Annotated in this window: 3 protein-coding genes; all 3 read right to left on the bottom strand. The window is 47.8% G+C overall.

The genetic code is table 11. From position 1 onward, the window contains the following. Positions 1–11: 11 nt before the first annotated feature. The 3 genes from DD657_RS13990 to DD657_RS13980 all read right to left on the bottom strand — a co-directional run bounded on the left by DD657_RS13990 (position 12) and on the right by DD657_RS13980 (position 21,360). Entirely contained in the window at positions 12–6,887 is a 6,876-nt protein-coding gene (locus DD657_RS13990; RefSeq protein WP_287050519.1) for a hypothetical protein, read from the bottom strand. A gap of 12 nt (positions 6,888–6,899) precedes the next feature. Then, on the bottom strand, positions 6,900–9,359 hold the full coding sequence (locus tag DD657_RS13985; protein ID WP_287050517.1) for a hypothetical protein: 2,460 nt from the start codon (positions 9,357–9,359) through the stop codon (positions 6,900–6,902). Between the two features lie 304 nt (positions 9,360–9,663). Continuing rightward, complete coding sequence (locus DD657_RS13980) at positions 9,664–21,360, bottom strand: immunoglobulin domain-containing protein (protein WP_287050515.1); 11,697 nt, start codon at positions 21,358–21,360, stop codon at positions 9,664–9,666. Position 21,361 lies beyond the last annotated feature (1 nt).

The following is a 21,361-nucleotide window of genomic DNA, read 5'->3' as shown; positions in this document are numbered from 1 at the left end:
CTCTATCTTTTTTATTTACTCCAATTTAATATGGGATTCTCAACTGTAAACCGAACAGGCCTCCATCCATCTATTTTCAATACATCTGTTGCTTCCTCCGGATCCCAGAAAATCATACCGTCACCGAAATCTATAGATGAAGCATTATCATACACTTGATATGAGAAATCGAATATCCCTAAATAAGTTGTTGGTATCTGACCTCCTAAATATTGACGGGTTTTCTTATTTACCATCGAAATCGGATATAATATAAAGGTTTCAGAACCTCCGGTAGGATTTAATTCGAAATTATAAACAAGCCTTTGTAATTTCCCATACATCAAGATGTTTGCAGATTCAACACTCGCATTTGCAAAAGATAAATTATAGGCACTACCTACCTTCAAATCAAACCCGGGAGCAGGGTCCCAACTCCAAATCATCCATGAACCGTCCCCATTCATATCCATCCAGTCCTCGTTATTCCATATTTGACTTGCAAAATCCCAATATCCGATTACTCCACCACCTTTATTTAAACTTGATGGAACTAATCTTTCAAATAAATCTCTATTTGTATGCATTCCCTTCGAAGACATATCAAACGGATATGCAATGACATTATCAATACCACCCGACGCATTATTCACACTATACAATGTCTGTTTCAACCATCCCACAGTATCACTGGTTATTTGTGAAAGGAATGAACGACCTTCAATTTTTCTTACTGACTGAAGATAATAGAATTTCAAGCGATCATTCATATTGGGTTCTACCCATTTCTTATCAGTCAGTTTTACTGAAGCAAGTATCTGATAATTTTTACCCAATACATTATAAGCATCGTCCACTATACCCATAATTCTAACACTATCACCATTACCATTTTCCCAATGTATCAATATATCCGTCAAGCAGGTATTGGTGTCTATATCAACTGTCGGAGCCTCCGGATAGAGGTATACCGGCATGGTATCGCGGCTTTGGCAGGTAGCTACTTCCTTATTGGCGATAGTCAGGAAAACGGAATCGTCCACAGCAACGTTTCTGACAGTAGCCGTTTTTTTATCGCTGGCTGCCGGAATGTTAGTATGTAAAGCCGTCCAATCGACATCCGAATTAGTTGTCGTATAATGCGAATTAAGGGCATCCAGATAAACGGTTTCCGATCCGTTTTTCTCCACCATTGTATAAGACAAAGATGTCGCCTCTCCTGCCGGATTCCAGCCTGCAATCCGGGCAGTCGGCCTGTAGTACAATTTACCCGTATACTGGCCGCTTGCTTTACAACCGCCGCCGTTAGGCGTTACTTCTACCTTCAGCGTATATCCCATCGAAGGTGTTGTAAATTCCATATCCTGAACAACATAACAAGTATCTGCCGATCCTCCGGCCTTTGTCTTCAAATAAGGCGCACCTGCGGTCAAACTCCAGCTATAGTTGGCATTTTCTTTCGTCTTCGAATAGAGAATGACCTGTCCGCAGCTATCGGCAATCTGCAAACCTTCAAACTTCACGCCCGGTTGCACATCCGCATCGATCTTCAATGTATCCGTACGGCAATAACCGGCGGTTTTAGCTATGACTTTCAGGTTATAATGAACCCCGGTTTCATCCATTACATCCGGCCAGGTAAAGGTGTTACCCCTAACCGTCTCATCGACAACCCCGTTGACAATCCACGTATACTCAGCTCCGGAGGAAGGGGTCAGTTTTACGACCACATCGTTTCCGGCACAACGGTCACCCGGATTTTGTTCCGTCAACGTCGGTGTCGTACCGTCGATAACCGTTACTATGGCCCGGTCGACAGCCTTCATACCGACAGCATTTTCGACAATCACGGCATAAGTATATGTACCGACCGGCAACGATTGGTTGGTCGGATTGAAAATCACACCGGGAGTATTTTTAACGTTCAGGTTATCATCGCCCATCCAGGTATAGGTTTTATCACCGGTTACCGAAGACCAAACCGTCGCATAGATATTCAATTCGTTACCGATACAAACCGTATCCGGCGTCGGCCAGGCCTTCACCATCAGATTCTCTTGCCGGTCGGCGGGATCCAGTACTTTGATGACATCTACATTCACGATAGCCGGAGCACTGACACATTTGTTCCGATCTACACCGTAAACCGTATATTGCTGCGGATCATTCAAAGCAACCGTATAAGGCGACGATAATGTACTTTCCCCACTGGCCAGCTTATCTTCCGGACTCCATTGCCATTCGGTGATTACCGCACCGTTCGGATCGACCACCAAAGCCGTGCGCGACCCGGTCGGAATCTGCAGATCGATACCCGTAAGCGTAGGAGCCGTATTCGTACCTTGTTTCAATTGAGTCGGAACGCCCGCTGTAGAACCGGTTTTCCCTCCACATTCCACTTCCACATGATATTTGTCCGTCTCATTCGGGTTCATGACAACCAGTTCCTTACCGGTTTCTCCGGCCATCAGGGTTCCATCTTTATACCATTGGTAGGTAACATTGTCAGCCGTTACCCCTTCCCCTTTCACCGATGCGGTAAGCACACCGGCCCCGTTTATACAATAGTCGCCGTATTTCGGTGCTACCGTTACATACAGGCTGCCGTCGTTCACCACGATAGAACGGGTTATTTCATCCGACGGACAACCGTTTCCATCGGTCACCGTTACCTGAAAATCATAGGGATGAGAATCGGCTGAAGCACCGCCCGCCAGATTTGCCTCACTGCTGGCAGCAGGAGGTGTACCGGCAGCATTCGCTTCGTCCGTATAGCCCGGTGCATTCGGATTGACCGGTGTAGAAATATGTTTCCAGGTATAGGTATAAGGTGCTTTTGTGGTCGTCGTCACTTCGGCCGTCACTTTTACCGCCGTATTTGCATCAACAAATTCGGGAGTCGAAGAAGCCGCCCAGGCAATAGCCGGTTGCGGATAAGCCGTCAACGGCACTTCCGCTACATTGCTGGCAGGACATCCGCCGCTTGCAGCCGAAGCCGTCACCCGTACCGTCACCAAAGAGGTCGCGCTAACAGCATGTATATAGGTATCAACATCCCGAGCCACGACCGCACCGTCGGCATACCATACATATCCCGACAAAGCGATTCCGTTTTTCTCCGTTACTTTCAATTCCGTACTGCCCGAACAAAGCGTATTTTTACCCCCGGCAGTATTATAGCCGGCCAAAATCAATTCCGGCGCCGTTTTATCCGAAACGGTCACAACAGCCTTATCGACAGCCGTTACCCCCGCTCCGTCTTCAACCAATACCATCAGAGTAGCCGTACCGTTGGCCGATACGTTCATCGTCCAATCCGGAGTTGCCAACGCAGCATTCGACAAAGTTCCCAAGGTCGTGGTCCACTGCCATTTGCTTATCGCCCGGTCACCCGGAGTAACGTCAGCCGACAACGGCACCTTACTGTTATGACACAATAGGCCGGGTGCGTTCATATCCACGGCCAGATCGTAAGGATCTGCCGTCACACGGATTTCCACCTCATCCGGCAAACTCGTACATCCGGCAGCATCGGTCACATAGGCCGAAAAAGTCGTAGCACTGTTCAAAGCTTTCGTCTGCGGATTAGCCGTTGTCGCATCGGCGACAAGATTATTTCCGTCCCACCAGGTCCAGGAAGTAATCCCGTTGCCTTCCGCCAGCACTTCACCCAGCAGATAAGTAGACGTACCTCTGGCAATCGTCCGGTCAGCCCCGGCTGAAATCTGCGGGGCCTGAACAGCTCCCGTCACATTTACGGTCACCGTATCCCTGCGGATTTTCGGAGAAGCTGTATTTCCGTCCTCTACCTTTACAACAATCTTATCGCCATCGGATAAGGGAGTCGTAATGATCAAACGGTCGAAACCGGCACCTCCGTCGATAGCCATCTCTTTCGGTCCTTCGATCGGAGAAGATTCACTGCCCACTTTATACCAGGTCACCCGATAGGGCGCTTTTCCTCCGGTAGCCCTCGCGCTCATGATAGCAGCTCCGCCGGCACAATATTTCACCTGATCGGATGCCAGTGTCAGCAACAAGCCGTTATCGGTAGCGTTGCGGTTTACGATCTCGGATAATTCTTTCGGACATCCGTCGTTCGTCACTTTTACTTTAAATTCGTATTGGGCCAATTCCGCCCCTTCCAGTTGGAAATTATTCGGATTTGTCGTTTGAGTAGCCGAAGTCATCGTTCCTCCTGCCGGAGAAAGCCACTCGAAAGTATAATCATTCGAGGTCGTCGAATTGGAAGCTATAGCACCCGCTTTCAACACCTGACCGGAAACATAGGTTGCCGCCGGCTGGGTAGACCATGCCAGATCGAATCCTTTCACTTTCAGCGGTAAACGGGCATTCACCGTATCCGAATAACACCCTTCCAAGCCGCTGACATTAATTGTCTTCGCTCCTACCCATACGGTATAATCGCCCCGTTTATCGAGTTTCAGTCCGGGAGTCGTCGAAGTCGTCATCGTCACCGGTTTATTCGGTAAAGATTCATCCCGCACAAACCAATAATAATTAGCGATATTCGGGCCGGCAGTTTTAACTACGCTCAGGGTATTTCCTTCACAGGTAGCGTTACCGACCAGATCGAATTTCAGTTTCGGATCTTCCAGGTTCGATAAATTGATCACCGCTTTAGCCGTTCCCACAACCTCCGTATCAGTATCCTTTACATACAGTGTCTGTGTCAACACTTTTCCTTCTGCCGGAATCAGGCTCTTGTTGGCTTCAAAAACCATTTCCTTATTTTTATTAGGATAGCCGATTGTAAATTCATTCGTTGCCCAGGTATAATCATAATTTCCGCTTCCGTTCGACACTTCTGCCGTCAAACGGATTTTACCATTGGCACAAACGGGATTACCCGCTATTTGTATCGTTATATCCAATGTCTTATCAGACAACACGACATGCGAACTATCCATCGATACACAACCGTCGGAGTGTGAGGCATATACAAAGAATGTCGTCGCCTGCGACAAAGCCGAAGTCGTCGGGAACTGCGCCGTATGGGCAGACCCGGTAAACCATTTCTCGGGTTTCCAGTAATAGCTGTCGATGTTGTTTCCATTCGCTCCCAAATCGGCAGGGCCTCCACCCAGGGGTATGTACACCGGATCCCAGGCTTCTACGATATCAGCGGTATAAATCGATCCGGAAGCATTCACCTGCAAATCGGCACTCTTTATCATGCCTCTGGCACTATATACCCATACCTGATATGTTCCTGCCACAGTCGCTGCAAAAGTACTTTTCAAAGCCCCCGGATTTTCATCCCGCAATACTTCTTTATAGGTATTATCCACCTGTTTCTGATACCATACATAATACAGCACAGACTCTCCGGCACAATTAGCTGTCGCCACAGCATCTATCAGAGCAACACCGTTCGCACAAATCCGAACCGGATTTCCGGGATTGAAATGATCCTGCAAAGCCACCGTAAGTCCACAACCGGCAGATAACGTATAAGTTTCCGTCAGCTCGGTCGAACAACCGGCACTATTGGTTACGGTAACCTTTACAACATAAGAAGCTGCGGTCGCACTCTCGATCTGACAGGAGTTTCCGCTACCGGCAGATACCCCGTCGATGGTCCATGCATAGGTATAATCGACATTATTCGGTACACTGAATGTAATATTGTCACCGGCATAATATTTCTTGTCTATCAGCGAAGCCCCGCTTGCCACAATAGCTGAAATGCCGGAAACGACAGGAGCAGCTACACCCTGCAAGGTAATATCGGCAGACACCGGACAATTACCCGTTACCGTGGTTGCCGTAAAATGATAAACCGTAGACGTGGTTGTCAAACCGGTTGTATAGGTTAACGAAGTAGCCAAAGAAGCAGCACTCGCATCTTTAGTCCATTTATAAGAAGAGGCATTCAGTAACGAACCGACAGCCCCCCCGCCCACTTGCTGTGGAGTCAGAGTTACAGACGTATTCACACATTCATCAGTCGTACTCTTGGCAATCTCCAAGGCCGGTGCAGCCGTCACCGTTACGTTTTTACAAAACGGTACAGCTCCGGCTACCGAAGACTGAGGCGTTCCGCAAATTTCATAAGTGCCGCTGGCCGATGTTCCCCAAGCAACAGAAGCCAATTCTTTGGAAGCTCCGACCGTAATCGTACCATCGGTCGATGTTGCTCCGTTCTTTTTTAATTCCCAGTTAATCCCCGTATATGTACCGGTAACCGTCGCCGTGATTCCCTGAGTCGTCCCGGCACAAGCGTCGGCAACAGCCAGATCCGTTATTACTGGAGCGGATTCTGACCCGAGTTGGATGTCAGCATTTCCTGTCTGAACAACACATACCGCAGCACTTTGATCTGTCGTTGCTTCAGAAGATCTTGGAGGACCTGGTGTACGAAGTACTACTCCTGTTTTTCCTGATTTAGATGCTATTTTCCATTTTATATGCATAAAAAATACACCTTCTCCCGGAGCAGAAAATGTATAATAATTCATACTTGCAAAATTCATTTGCAAAAAATGAGGATCTCCAAATGAAGGAGCTTCTTCCAAACCACAGCTTTTAACATCTACATCAGCTTCCCACTCCTCTCCTATTGTATAAGTAAAATCTGATTTATTCGTACTTAAAACATTATAATTATAATCAAAAGCAAGAGTCACGATAGACAACCTTTTCCTTTCCGATGTCCATGCCTGATTAAACCATTTACCAATCCTGCTCAAATAAATATCAAACTCAAGATAATCCCCATTAACTGTCACATTTTGAATAGCAGTCTCAAGTGTATTATCCCATTCATTATTCCCGAATTTAGAGCCACACCAATCCGTTGGCAAATTTTCTGTACCATAAAAGGTCTGTGCTCCCCCTTGGAGTATCTGTATTACAAAAAATATTATAAAAAGTATCCTCTTCATAAATACTCGCTTTTAATATTGAGTCTTTTTCCCCAAATTATTTAAACATCTATTGTAATCAGATGCATTCACAACACCATCAAAATCAAGGTCAGATGGCCGATAAACATCACCTGTAGTGCTGCTCATATTAAATATAATCTCATTCGCATCAGGAACCGTTATAAAGCCATCTTCTGTAACATCTCCAACAAAAAGAGCAGCCCGTCCATCCGGTAATAAATACATAACAGGTATCGTTGGATCAGATACATACACTAAAGATACGTTTGTAAAATCAATCAATGGAGTTGCAGGTAAAGAAGCTACAGAAGTTTTAAGTTCTATTGGTTCTTTTGACATAACTCCTACATGATTTCTATGTGTTACAACAACATGATATTTTGTTTTAGCAAGATTTTTAAAAGTAACATACGGCTTACCATCTAAACTAAAAACAGTCCCATCTTGTCTAACAATTGCAGAAACTGAATCTACAGATTCAAACAAATTACCAATATTAGAAACATCTCTTAACTGAATATATATCCAATCTGTAATGTCCCCTTCTGTCGGTGTCGCAATTGAAGGCATTACAGCCACTTTCTGATCACAATATGGAGAAGTATAATATCCACTGGCATCTCGAGGAAACAAGGCTACCGGATAAGAAACCATCAAATTTGTCGAACTATAAGCAAACCCTCCTTCCAACAAAACTTTTAAACTCAAATAGTAGACATCACTTAAATTCACTACCTGTTGGAATTCCATTTGGCAATTCGCCCCTTCTCCGATATTCATGGTATATTTATAGACCAGGGTATCGCGGCATCCGTCCGGATCGGAACAGGAGGCCGAAGGAGCCGTATACGTCTTTGCAGAGGTATTTATCGAACCGAGTGCCGGTTGTTTCAACGTATAGCTATCAAAACCGGATTTTAATGTCATACTTTCTCCCGCTGACAGGGTCGTATCGGTCAGGGTAGCCACCAGAGTCTGATTCTGTGGCAGGTCTTTTACATACAGGGTATCGTATTTCCGGTAAGAAGAACCGTTATTACATCCCGCTTCGGTAGAAATCGATCTGATCCACACCAATTTGTCGGTAAGTTCCTGTGCCAGTAAAACCGAGCCCTTATACAAACATTTGCCGTTGGGAGCGTTTTTCCCGTTTACCTTTTCCCAGGACGAAACGCGGTAGGTATCTACATCACTGGCTCCCAAAGCATCCTGCCATTGGTAGGTCACGTCCATATAACTCCCGATTATCTGGTGATCGGCATCGCAATCCGGTCCGAAGAAATAGAAAGACACCACTGCCCCGATACTGGGACATCTCATCACCGTATCGGTCCGGTCACTCGCCCCGATACCGGCAGGGCCATCGTCCCGCAGCGTCGGATCGGAAGAAGCAAACCAACCGTGAAGGCTGTCCCGAACCAAAAGCTGTGTTTTTTGATTGTCCGTACCGTTTGCCGTATTCGTCGAATAACGGGGCGCTCCGGACAAAGAGGCATCCGACAATTCACATTGGAAATAAATACTGTCCATGGATATCGGCACATTGAAAATATGCAGCGTATCCACCCGCTCCAAACCGTCGTTGGCACAGGTAATGTGGTAACGAAGTTTTCCCCATTTCGAAGTATTCAGGAAATCGGCTACATGCACTTGACCGGAAACCAGGTTTCCGGTAATATTACTTGTAAATTTAGCTGCATCGTTCGGATTGCCGTTGTAAGCTCCCACACAATCCGGGTCTTCGGCCATATACCAGGCAATCTTCAGTTTGTCCCCGGACGAATGTCCTTTGGCCCAGATTTTGGCATCCCCGCCTTCACATACCCATTGTACATGGGAATTATCAACCAGTATAATGTCTTTTTGAGGATTGAGTCTGATATTTCCATCCAAAGCAAGGATAAGGGGCTCCCCTATCGTCGATTGACCGCCCGTAGCTTTTACATCCCATTCCAAACCGGGATTCTGATTCGGATTCGTCATCTTCAAACGCACCCGGCACAACTCTACCGGCTGGTTGTATAAAACGGACACCACCCGCATATTGCTCATGGGGTTTTCTTTCGGACTGACCTTGATGGAAAAACGGTAAGCATAATAACGGGCTTCGATATTCATCAACGCAAAGCCCCCCGCCGTATTCAGATCCAAATCCGCATGTTTACGTACAATTTGAGGTGCCACATTCTTATCGAACACGACATCTTCCAACCAAAAATTAAGGTCGGTATTCCCCAATAATGTATCCTGTATTCCATTGTCTCCGACCCAACTTTCATTCGTCCGCCAAAACATTACCGAGTACTCCAAAAAATCCCCCTCGATTTTGGCGCTATCAATCTTAAAAGTCAATGAATCGGTATATACAGCCGCCTCTGTCTTTTGGGTACAAAACAGAAGAACGAGCAGGAACACACTGATCCCTAACCACTTGCATAAAATCCCCTTCATCACATTCATATTATACATTACAAAGTTAATATATTTTTTGTAAAAAAACTTTTTTTTACATTTTTTCTTAAAATTAACCTAGGTTTAAAATTTTAGATTTTAGATTTACAATTTTAGATTAAAAAAATTAATGACGAATCAAGTTGCCAAACAACCTACAATCTATATGAACGTTTTCATCGTAGATTTATGATTTCAAATGCCGGATAAAATGAATCCGATAACAAATCAATCTGTCAAGCATCATAACTTCAAATTGTAAATTCAAACTCACATTTAAGGCAATAATTTATACTTTATGTTCATACCTGCCATCCTTCGTTTAAGGTTCGAGTTCTATTTCCGAAAACTTATCCCGGTTCAACAACAACAACCAGGCATCTTCACTGCTGCCGTAGCTGTTGATCTGGCTCCAGTCTGAAATATAGCCGGGGAAATCGACAATACCATCGAAATTCACATCGAAAATACTATAACCGGGAGCTCCTGCATTGAAGAAGGAGGCATTCGGATTCGACATACTTACCAGCAAGGCCTTTTGATTGATGTTCAGGTAAGCCGGTGCCATTGCCCAGATATCTATACCGCCGTTAAGCAACACAATCCCTTTCCAGGCGTGTTTTTCCAAATCGTTATCCCGGGTCCAGAAATTCTCTTTGTACCAGAAGGTCACCGTTTGCGGCGCCGTCGGACTGGCTCCCAACTGTATCGGATTCGCCGTCATCACCGGCAAATGATTCCGGTGCAATACGGCAATGTAGAAAGTCTTCCCATGCGTTCCCGTTTTGGGTAGTTTCAAAACGTTGGAACCGTCTCTGCCAAGCGCCTTACCGTTTTTCAACAGGATACAGCTATCCCGGGCCACGACTGTCCACTTACCCAGTACATCCTGCGTACGGGCTTCCACATAAATCCAATCGATAAAATCGGCACTCTTCGCCAGGGCCATCGGTTCCAGATCGGTAGTCGGCAATAATCCGTAGGTCATCAAATCTGATTTCATAACCCCCGTCAACATCAATTGACTTCCATTGACAGATTGTCCGCGCAGCGTCGGATCGACCGCACCTCCCAACAACACTCCTTCCAGCTTAAAGTAGCCGTCGGGTTCAATACTGATTTGCCGGTGTGTCGTCCCTAAGTTGTTCAGACTACAACCGTGAGCGTCTTCACAATTGAACAAATAATGTCCATCCCGTTTCTCGATTAAAATAGTATCCTTGGCATACACGGTATAGGTCGTCACCTCCCCGTCCATAATCGGATAGGAATTGCCGTAAGTCACCGTCAAGGTCCAGGGTGCCGTTCCGGACGTCATCCGGATGCGGAAGCGCACGCTATCTCCCGTCGCTATACTGTATTCCTGCAATACGGAATTCCAGAAGCCGTTGTCGTATGCCTGGTTGGAACCTTCCACGGTCACCCGCGGCAATTGGGCAATTGTCAGCGAGGTCGAAATTTCCGGTCCCGCAGCCATAGCACATCCGTGACGGTCTTTCAGTTCCTTCAGCACATAGCGCACAATCGAATCGGTATTGACGATGTAGAACGGTACTTCCTGTCTCGGATAACTGATGGTTGTCCCCACCGGAGTACCGGCTTCCCAACCCGGCCGCGTAAACGGCTCTACCGTTCCGTCCCGTCTCAGACGGCTCGATTCCACACGGATATAATCCATCGGCTCTGCCCCCCGCATTTCAACATACACCCTCGGCGGCATATTTCCCGTACAGATAATCGTATCTTTCGGTATAAAATGAGCCTTCGGCAACGAATCGATCACAAAGATAATTTTCGAATTGGTTACCTCATCACAGATGCCTCCCGTAGAATAAGTTACCTGATAACGCCCCGGACCGTCCGTCTGTAAAATAAACGGAGAGTTCCAATTACGGTCGAAAGTAATATCCTCACTTCCTCCGGGTTGCAATTTGGTAATATGGTATATACCGTTGGCCACCGAGGGATTGAGAATGGTGTTCAGATTAATCGGTAACTCACACTCTCCGTAATCGGTACGTCCGACCGGCATGCCCCAGTTCACATTCGATTTGGGTACGATATTTACATCGATGATCTCCGTTCCGGAGTCGATAAATACCTCGCAAGCCCCGTCTATTCCGTCGCCACCGTTCAGGTCGCGGACCGTTACCATAAAGCGGGCCGGATTTACCACCGGAATATTATATACATAGCCGGCATGTGCTTCGGCAGCCTCTATATAGAACGGATTGACATTGATCCATTCGTTGAACACCGACCAATCCGCCTCTCCGGTCTTTTTCTGCCAGATGGTTACTTCAAACGGTCCGGTGCCTCCGGCTATCTTCACATAAATCGGCAAGTCGGCCTGGGCACACAAGGTTGTGTCCCGTTTCCCGTTCGGCAAAGACATCTGAGCCGTAGCCTTCGTCCGTTCGCTTATCGTAAAGACGGCCATTTCCTGGTCTTTGTAATCACATACGCCGTCCGTCAGGTTCTTCACGGCATAGTTTCCGGGCTGCAAACGGGTAACGGTATCCACAGCCCTACCGGCCTCAACATCCCGGTCGATCGGGTTGTAATCCTCCCGGCAAAGCTCATAACTCCAGGCGCCGGATACATAAGGAGCACCGTGTCCGTCCATTAATTTGACATGTACCGTCGCCAGGGAATCATAACATACCCACGTTTCCGGTTCCACATCTATGTTGTGCCGTCCTTCGATCTCCAGGATCACCGGAGTGGACTCATCCAAGCCGCAATTGTTATACACGATACACTTCAAGGTATCTCCGGCATACCGCTCTTCCGTTACCAACGACAACATATGGGTATCTTCCCATTCGTAGCCGATCCCCCGCGCCACGGTATCCACTGTCCCGTCTTTATGGCACAGTATCCAGCGGAATTGCAGATCACTACCTGTCGCCGTAATGGAAGGCGTATACAAACTTCCTTCACACATCTTACCGGCAGTAGCCGCCAAATCGGTTACAATCGAAGCCGGAGTATTGATACGTACCCAGCAACTGTAGTCATAGCGCATCCGTCCGCAATCGGTCGTCATCATACAGGTATAGAGCCCGGAAGCATCCTTATTATCGGGAATCGTATAGGAATTCGCCGTTTTTCCCCGGGCAACGGTATCCGTCTCCGCGGTACCTGCCGGATTAAAAATCCAGACATACTCGTGAACGGTGGTACCGGTCATCGTAGCCGTCAGGGTTCGATCCGCTGACGAACCTCCCGAACCTTCGCAGAAAGTCATTTCTTCCGGCCAGGGCGTCGTCGCTTTAATGCTGACTGCCACATTGACCTCCACATCCTGATAAGCACTGCTTGCATAATCGTTACAGGTATTGTAATAGAACACCCGGTAAGTAACATGGGCCACATCCTTCGGTACATCCACCTTTATACCGGCGCTGTTTCCGATCACCGTTTTCGGTTCTCCGGCAATAATCTGCTGCCATACATAATTGACTCCGGACATCGGAGAAGTACGTACTTCGAGGTAAAGCGGACCATCCGTACAAAGGTTCTGATCGTCCGTATGCCAGATGTGATCGATGACCGTATCCACAACAATGTCGTAGGCCGGAATCAAATCCCGTTCTCCGCAACCGCTGCTGATCTTCACCGCATAACGCCCGGCATCGGTTGTATAGAAAGTCTTGCTGTACGCTCTGGCTGTCGCACCGGGTATCGCCTCTCCGTTAAAATACCATTGTATATTGTAACCGGGCAAATCCACACTCATGGATTTTGTCGTTCCCCAGCACAGAGTATCCCGCTTCAATTGTATGCGGGCACTGTCCACATGATTGGATACTTTCACAAACACCGTATCGGCATACACATTACAATATCCTTTTTTCATATCTCCGCCGACACAAACATAATACCCTTCGTCGGTATGAGTTACGTTCTCAAATTCCAGCCAGGGATGCGTACTGAGTACGCCATCCGGTTTTTCTGCCCGGTACCAGATGTAATCTCCGTCATTGACGTTCTCGAACTCGCTGAAAATCAATCCCGGCGTACCCTCACAAAGGGTTTTGACACCCATCGGAGTCATGACGGTCTCATCTTTTACATAAAGCACTATGTTCGGCTCGCTGCGGAAAGTACCGCATGTATTGGTAATATTACAATAGTAACTTCCCGTTTGTCCGATTTCCAGGTCGGCATCTCTTCCCACTGCAATATTACCGGAAGTACCCACCCGGAACCATTCATAACTTAAACCGCATCCGGTAGCCCGGGTTTTCAGCAATACACCCTCTCCGTCACAGAATTCATAATAAGGAGCCGTCATTGCCGCAACCTCCGGCCGTTTGTCTCCGATAACCAACACCGGTGCCTCCATCCATTTGGAGCAACGGGTTGCCGGGTTATAGGCCCATATTCTGTATAATGTTCCGTTGTCGAAATCCTCGCCCTTACAAATTTCTCCGGCAGCCACATCCGTCCATTCGAGCGTTTCCCCTTCAACGGTACATACCTGTTTCAGGTAATCCCCGACCACAACCGGATCGACACCATCCTTACACAACCGGTATTCGATACCCGCCTGGGCATTCAACAGCGTAATTGTTCCTCCGACAGCAGTTTCCGAGCAGTAATGTACTTCATAATCCCTGAGGCTACATTCCCGTATCGTATCTACCTCGGCCAGAAATACCGTATCTACACCGTTTACTTTCAAACGGCTGCTGCATTGCGGGCGGGTATAGAAGGTCGCATTTACATAGAATTCTCCCCGCTCACAAACCGGGTACGGGAACCACAACGTATCACGGTCTCCCCAGCCGACAATATAGTTGTCGTTGTATTCGTAATCTCCGTCCGGATCGACCTTCATCAATGAATATTCGACATTGTATTGGTCGCCGGCAATACCGAAACGGGTACATTCGGCTTCACACACGGCATCTCCCGTACTGATGGCCTCGAACTTCGTGGGAGGTTCGACCTCCTCGACATCGAAATAATGATGCCCGCGGCATCCTCCCTTTGTCTGGAATGTCAGCACGTATGAATATTGCTCACCGGCCGGACACAGGTGATTGAAAGAAATCGTATCGCTGATACCGTCTCCCCAGTACCGCTGTACCGTATCCCGCTCAATAGGATCCGTTCCGAGTCCTCCGTCCCTCAACTCAAAGACACATTTGTACGGTGCTCCGAGTACTTCGATCTTAGCCCCCGTCTCTGCACCCTTACAATAATAATAGGTATCGTAAAGCTGCAATTTCGGCAAAGTATCCATATACACCGTAATCTTATTATTCATCTCCTGTGTACAGGCTCCTAAAAAGCCGACCACGGAGTATACCCCGGCTTCGCGTACGCTAAACGTAATCTCACCGCCATCGACACGGTACTGCCGCATCGGAGACACCTCCACGCCGTCCCGGAACAAGGCATATTCTACAGCCTTTTCGGTTCTACCCAGAGAAATCGTCGCCGTATCACCTTTACAGAGGTATATATTTCCGCCGTCGAGTTCCGGATAACGGGTAATATCGAATGCCTGCGGGGCCTGCCCGATAGCGTATGAAGGATACATGGTATCCCGGCAGAAACGGGCTTTGCTCACCGGATCGATATTGTCTACGATCACCCAATAACGTCCCGGTTCGGTCTGGGGCCTGAACTGTATATCACTTTCCGAAGCCGACAACGTATCCAGCGCCTCTGCTTTCGAATCAATGTAGAGGTAATAATTCTGATTCGGTAATTTCCCGACCAGACTCACCTCCAGTTGCCCTTCGTTACCGCAGATGCTTGTTCCGTCCAAACCCGACAACTGGGGCATCGGTTTGTAATAGACGTTGATCCGGGAACTGGAAATACATCCCTTGTGATCCATATCCAGCACATAAGTATCGTAAGCCTTGTATGCCCCCAGGAAAATCCGGTCCGTATTGTTGTCTTCCGTAGCGGTATAAGACGTCAGCGAATCCCGGTACCCGCCATCCATCAAACCGATCAATACATATTTATTATCCGCTTTCACCTGGGAGAGGTAAATATTTTCCCACTCGTTGATACAGGACTCTACCGGAACATTGTCCAAAGAAGTGACATTTTCCATGGAAAGCACACCGGAACCGGGCTTTGTTACACCAACCTCGATCGTATCCAAAGGAATATCGCCACACACATCCCGTCCCCATAAAATATACCGGGAGTTCTTGGTCACCCTGCCGGAAACATAAGGCTTGATCATCCGGGGCCCCACCGACGACCAACTGATCGCAGAGCCGGTACCCGCAAGCACGTCACTCATCAAGGTATCGGTAGTGGTAACATCTTTCAGGTAATAGGACCAACCCTTACTGCTGCAAGGATAGATCAAATCGGTTACCGTAGCCGCAGTACAGGTGGGCCGCTGTTGTACCAGATCGCAGATATCGAGTTCCGTAATCTGCACATTGCCGTTCATATCAGCTTTACAATTCGTCGTTGTATTTTCAGCCTTCACCGTATACACGCCGGTCGTATTGTAAACTCCGAATTTCAGGGTATCTCCCGTTCCGGCCATCGTCGCAACAACCTCGTTATCTCTGTACAAGGTATAACGTACTCCTCTCTCGCTCGAACGAAGGGTGATATTTTTCTCCTGTGCACAATCGGCGTACAGGGTAAATTCCTTCGGAGCTTCTTCGGCTTTTACCTCAAAATCCGTCGTCGTAAAACAACTCGTCTCGTCATTTTGGGCAAGCACCGTATATTTTCCGTTCTGTATTCCCTGAAAGGTTTTGGTGCCCGGTCCTACAATCGTATCGAAAGAAACGCCTTCCCATTGCAGTATATAGGTCACTCCCGCTTCCAGACCGGTATAGGTCAGATCGCTTCCTTCGCCCAGACTCAATTTCCCATAAGGATAGCAATAATATACATCCGGCTGAACCACCGGCTTCGGATTCCGGTTGAAAGTAAACCAATTCACCAGTGTCGGACAGCCTTCCCGTTCGGCCTTCACCTGATAGGTGCCGTAAGGTCTGGCCGAAAGCACCGTTTCAGCCACGCCCCCGTTTCCGGTAAACAACTCCGTACGCTCTCCGTTCGGAGCCTCCAGGAAATAAGTCACATCTCTTTCGGTTGGCGACAAAGCAAGTGTCGCATTCTGTCCCTCACAGGCTCCCAGTCCGTTGTTGACAACAGCGTCTACCTGCGCCGGAGGAACGACTTTACGTATTTCGATATCGACCGTATCCGAACAGGATTTTGTCAATCCGTTCTCGAACGGATAATGACCGTTACGGGTATATACGAATTTATACGTACCGGCTCCGAACTGTTTGTGGAAATAATCGTTAGGTGCATGGATCGTCTCGAAACAGATGTTTCTGTTCGACAAAATAGAGTAAGACATATCCGTCGACGTCGAGTTCAACTGCAACACCAGTTGCTTTCCGTCACAATATTTCAAAGAAGTAAGCTCATCGTGAGAAGGCGGCGCAATAAATTCGATCGGCTCGGAATAAGTGGAGCAATGATGATCGCCGGCAACACTCTCGGCCTTTACCCGGTAGACTCCGGCATCCCTGACAGGCGACTCCACCCGGAACGGAATGGCTCCCCCTCTGGAGTTATTATACCGGTCTTTTTCGACAAAAGAACCGCCGTTGTCCACACTGTATTCCAGCACATAATTGACTCCCGCCGTTGTCGGACTAAGCACTTTAATAGTCTCGCTCTGTCCCGGCAAAACACAACGCGCTCCCGGATCTTCGACCTCGGGTATGCCGGGACTTTCCCGCAACAGAATATAAACGCTGTCGGTAATCACCACATCGTCGTTGCGGGCCGTCAGGAAGAACCAGCCGCTTCTTTCCGGCGTAAAAATCCACCAACCGGTATTCGGACCGGTAAAACCGTCTCCCCACCATTGGGTTGTCGTTACATCCCCGTCTCCTCCCGCGGTATAGGCGTATAGTTTAGTTTCTTCTCCTTTACACAGATACAAAGAATCGATACGGTCCTGTCCGTTCCCGTCCTGTATATAGGCGGTAAACGGACGGCGGTATACCTCAATCCAGATACTGTCACGCACTTCCTGTCCCATACTCGTAACACGCAGACGCAACCAGCCCGATTGCTTGGCGGTAAACATCACGGTATCCCCCTTCATTCCACCCCATGAAGCATCGGCATATCCGGGAGCGTCGAACGACCAGTTTTTCTCGTACACATAGTCACCCCCTTTGGCATCCGAACAGAAAAACAATTCGTCGTTCTTATATACAATGGTATCGGTTGCTTCGAGATTGGTACAGCAATACCACAGATCGTAATATTTCTGGTAGCGTCCCCTGTATTCGATATATTCCGTCTTCCGCTTGATACAACCCTCGTGTTTGTGGGCATGGTACTGACGGATACAGTTTTCGGAATTACAATACCGCGAACAGTAATGGTAGCCTGTATGTTGCCCGACACAAGGACAGAACGGATATTCGTAATGCTTGTGTATGTCGGAAAAAAGAATTTCCGCCCGTAATTTACCGCCGATCACCCGGACGGTTACGTCATCGCTGTGTACACACCCGGCTCCGTCGGTTACCGTCACTTTATAAGTACGGTCTTCGTTCACCGGTGTCGTCAGCCGGTTGCGGAAGGGATTGCTCTTATCGTTCTCATACCACTCCTGTCCGGCATCATCCGTCACCTGATCCCGGCAATAGTACAGGTCGTACCATTTTCCCCTACGGGCATAACCGGCCACCGTATACGTATTCCACTCCGTTCCCATATAAACACAACCGTGTGCGGCGGGATTGTAAGCATGGTACAGGTACGGGCAATTCGTCAGTGTACAGTTCGGACCGTGGGAATACATATGAACCCAATCCGATCCATAGGAATCATGCTTGGCTGCACAAGGACAGAACGGCCAATAATATTGTTTGTGCACTGTCGTATTGGGTAAGGAAATCACTCCCGTCTGCTGCAATTCCGACTCTTTCTCCCACTGTACTTCCAGCGGCTGTACATAATTTCCGGTAATATCGACATGCAGCCAGGTCGTCAACCCTTTAGCGTCCAGATAAATATCCGCCGGATTGGTCGACACCTGGAAATTACTGGCTTTGACAGTAATATCCTTGGAAAAAGAAGTACTGCACATACCCGTCGGGTCGATCGCCTTGGCATAAAAAGTCGCCCGCTGGTTCGGAATAATAATATCCTTCGGATTACCGTCACCGATAAATTTATACCACAACTTTGCCGGATCCTGACGATATACCTCGTAAGTTACCCCCGGCTCCGTCGCATCTATCGTCAATGTTTTGGTATCCCCGTCCGTATCCAGCTCGGCACACAGGCTGCCGCTGGCCGAAAGTGTCTGCTCCTTGGGAGCATCCACATTGCGTATCCGGACTTTATTGGTCGTTCCCGTACAACCTTCACGTGTCTCCACATGCACCTCATATTCCCCTTCGCCGATATGCGACCAGCCGATGGGAGAGGTACGGTCGGGTTCTTTGTCCGGATCCGGTACCCCATTCTTATACAAGGTATAAGTCGCCCCTTCCATAAAACGGTCAACCTGTAATTCGGTAAATTCCGTATAAATCGTACCGTCGGCAAGCTTGATGTTGCAATTTACGGTATCTCCGTGCAGAGCCGACAACTTATGAATGGAAGGAGGAGGCAACATATACACGGAATCTTCGAGCGTAATGGTCGTCGTACAACCGTTGACACCGGTAGCCACAACCCGGTAACGCCCGTAATCCATATTTTCATAAATACGAGGCTCCCCGTCGGGAGGCGAATTCAATTCCGGAACGGCAAAGATGCGTACACCTCCCGTAAATGTCGTATAAGGCACATTCTGGAAGCCACTTCCCTGATTGCGTTCCAACTGATACTGCACATCGTTTTCCCATTCTCCCAATACCAGGGTGGCGCCGCTGTTTCCCATACAATAGTAAGAGGAAATAAAAAAGTTCGGGGCCTTGGGCGAAGGCCATTCGTCGATATAAGGCCGTCCGTTCATTTCCTGGGAACATTCGGTTTTGGGGTTCGTGGCCATAATGTAGTAGATACCACCCGCCATATTCTCGAATTTCAGGGAATCGCCCGTACCTTTCAATTCCTTGACAAAAATACCGTAATCCCGGTATAGTGAATAAGTTAACGTATCGGAAGAACCGGCTAAGGTCAAATTCCCCGTCGGCGTATGCCCGGCACAGTATTCCCCCTCTCCGGTGAATTTATAATGCTCGAAAACCTCTACATCCACCCAACCGCTGTCCAAGGCCGCATTACATACGTTATAAGCATATACCTTGTATTTATTCCGTTCCGTCACATCCTGGCCCTTCACTTCTACGAAATTGGTATCCGATTCGTATGTATGTTCGTTAAGTACCCACCGGTAATGAATGGGAGTCGTACCCGTCGTCGCTACCGAAAGTTTTTGTTCCATTCCGGCACACAAAAGCATGTTGTATCCTCCGACACCCTTTTTAAAGCTGACCGGAATCGCCAGATTTTCCAGACGCACAGGCTCACTCAGAGTACCCCCGCACTGGTTATAGGCCTTCACCTGATAGAGTCCCAGATCACTCTCTCCGATATGAAGAATATCGAAATCCTCCGAAGTCGTATTTTCATAATGCCCGTTATCATACAAAGGCAACCGGTTGAAATACCAGCGCAAACTATCGGTTGTCAGATCGGGTTCCACACCGAAATAGGTAATGGAATCTCCCACACAAGCCCGTTTTTTCAAAAAAGGATCCCGGTCGAAACGCGGACGTAAAGTCACTTTTACCCGAATCGGTCTGGATGTCTCCTTTTCGATACAATTATTATAAGCGACACAGAAATAATTACCGGCATCGCCTTCCTGAATATTCTCCAGACGAAGCACATTGCCTTCGGATTCCGGAATACGTACTCCGTCTTTCGTCCAATAATATTGGTTTGCCGAACCGCTGGCCGTACAGGTCATTACAAGCGTACTCCCCTCACAGACCGTCGTATCCGGAAATACATACACTTCACTCGCCGGCCGGATAAAACTGGGCTTTTTTTCTACTTTCAATTCGATGATTTCACTGTAGGAATCTTCATCCGAACATTGGTTGGAAATCGCCCAACGGTAATAACCGGCATCCGACATCAGCACCCCGTTGATAAAAATAGAGGAAGAAGGCAGCAATTTGGAATTCTGTACCCTCCATTCTCCCGTACTCCAATCTTTATATAACTTCTCCAAATAGCAGGTATAAGATCCGCCTCCTGTAATTTTAGCCCTCAGTTCCAGGCGTTCGTATTCACAGGTCGTCAACACCCCGTCGACAACAACATTATCCCAGATGACCTGAGGGATATCGTATACCGGCAAAAAGACCGAATCCGAAACGATACCGCATTCGTTATAGGCCGATACCACATACAGCCCTTCCACATCTTCGGCGGGAGGTGTCAGCTTAACGGTCAGATCCCGGGTCGTATCAGGCAATATCGTCGTTCTTCCGCTTAACGTATCTATCCTTTTCCAGGCATATTGAATATCGTTTTTCTCTGCAGCAAAACTGGGTACCAATTGTACGGAACCGGTATTGATACAGGCATATTGTAAATATTCGTGAGCCGCCATCGGATTCGTCAGCCAGGGCGCCCGGTTGAGATCGATATGGAATACCTCACTGGTATCCGAATCACAACTATTCACCACCAGACAGCGATAACGTCCGGAATCGGTGGCACTGGTCGGATTCAATATCCGCAAGGAATCAGTCCCCAATCCTAAATACCTGGACGCATCTGTCAAATCCGTAAAGAAATTAGCACCCAGCTTCTGCCATTTGTATTGCAGATTGGTGCCCGTGGCATGTACGACCAATAGAATGGTATCGCTGACACAGGTAATTTCCGTAGCACTTAACGTTTTTACTACCGGAGGTACACACGACATAGTCGCTCCGTCCCCTTTTCCTCCGGTGTATATCTGTCCGGCAGCCATATAGCCTGTCAACAGCAAAACAATGCACACTAAAAAGCGTCTCATA

Source organism: Culturomica sp., assembly GCF_003524185.1.
GTDB classification, from domain to species: Bacteria; Bacteroidota; Bacteroidia; order Bacteroidales; family Marinifilaceae; genus Culturomica; species Culturomica massiliensis.
The sequence above is the reverse complement of the archived record's forward strand: the minus strand, read 5'-3'. Positions and strand labels throughout refer to the sequence as shown.

Coding starts and splice junctions, on each gene's coding strand:
- DD657_RS13990 (WP_287050519.1), bottom strand. CDS start 6,887: ATGAAGAGGATACTTTTTATAATATTTTTTGTAATACAGATACTCCAA.
- DD657_RS13985 (WP_287050517.1), bottom strand. CDS start 9,359: ATGTATAATATGAATGTGATGAAGGGGATTTTATGCAAGTGGTTAGGG.
- DD657_RS13980 (WP_287050515.1), bottom strand. CDS start 21,360: ATGAGACGCTTTTTAGTGTGCATTGTTTTGCTGTTGACAGGCTATATG.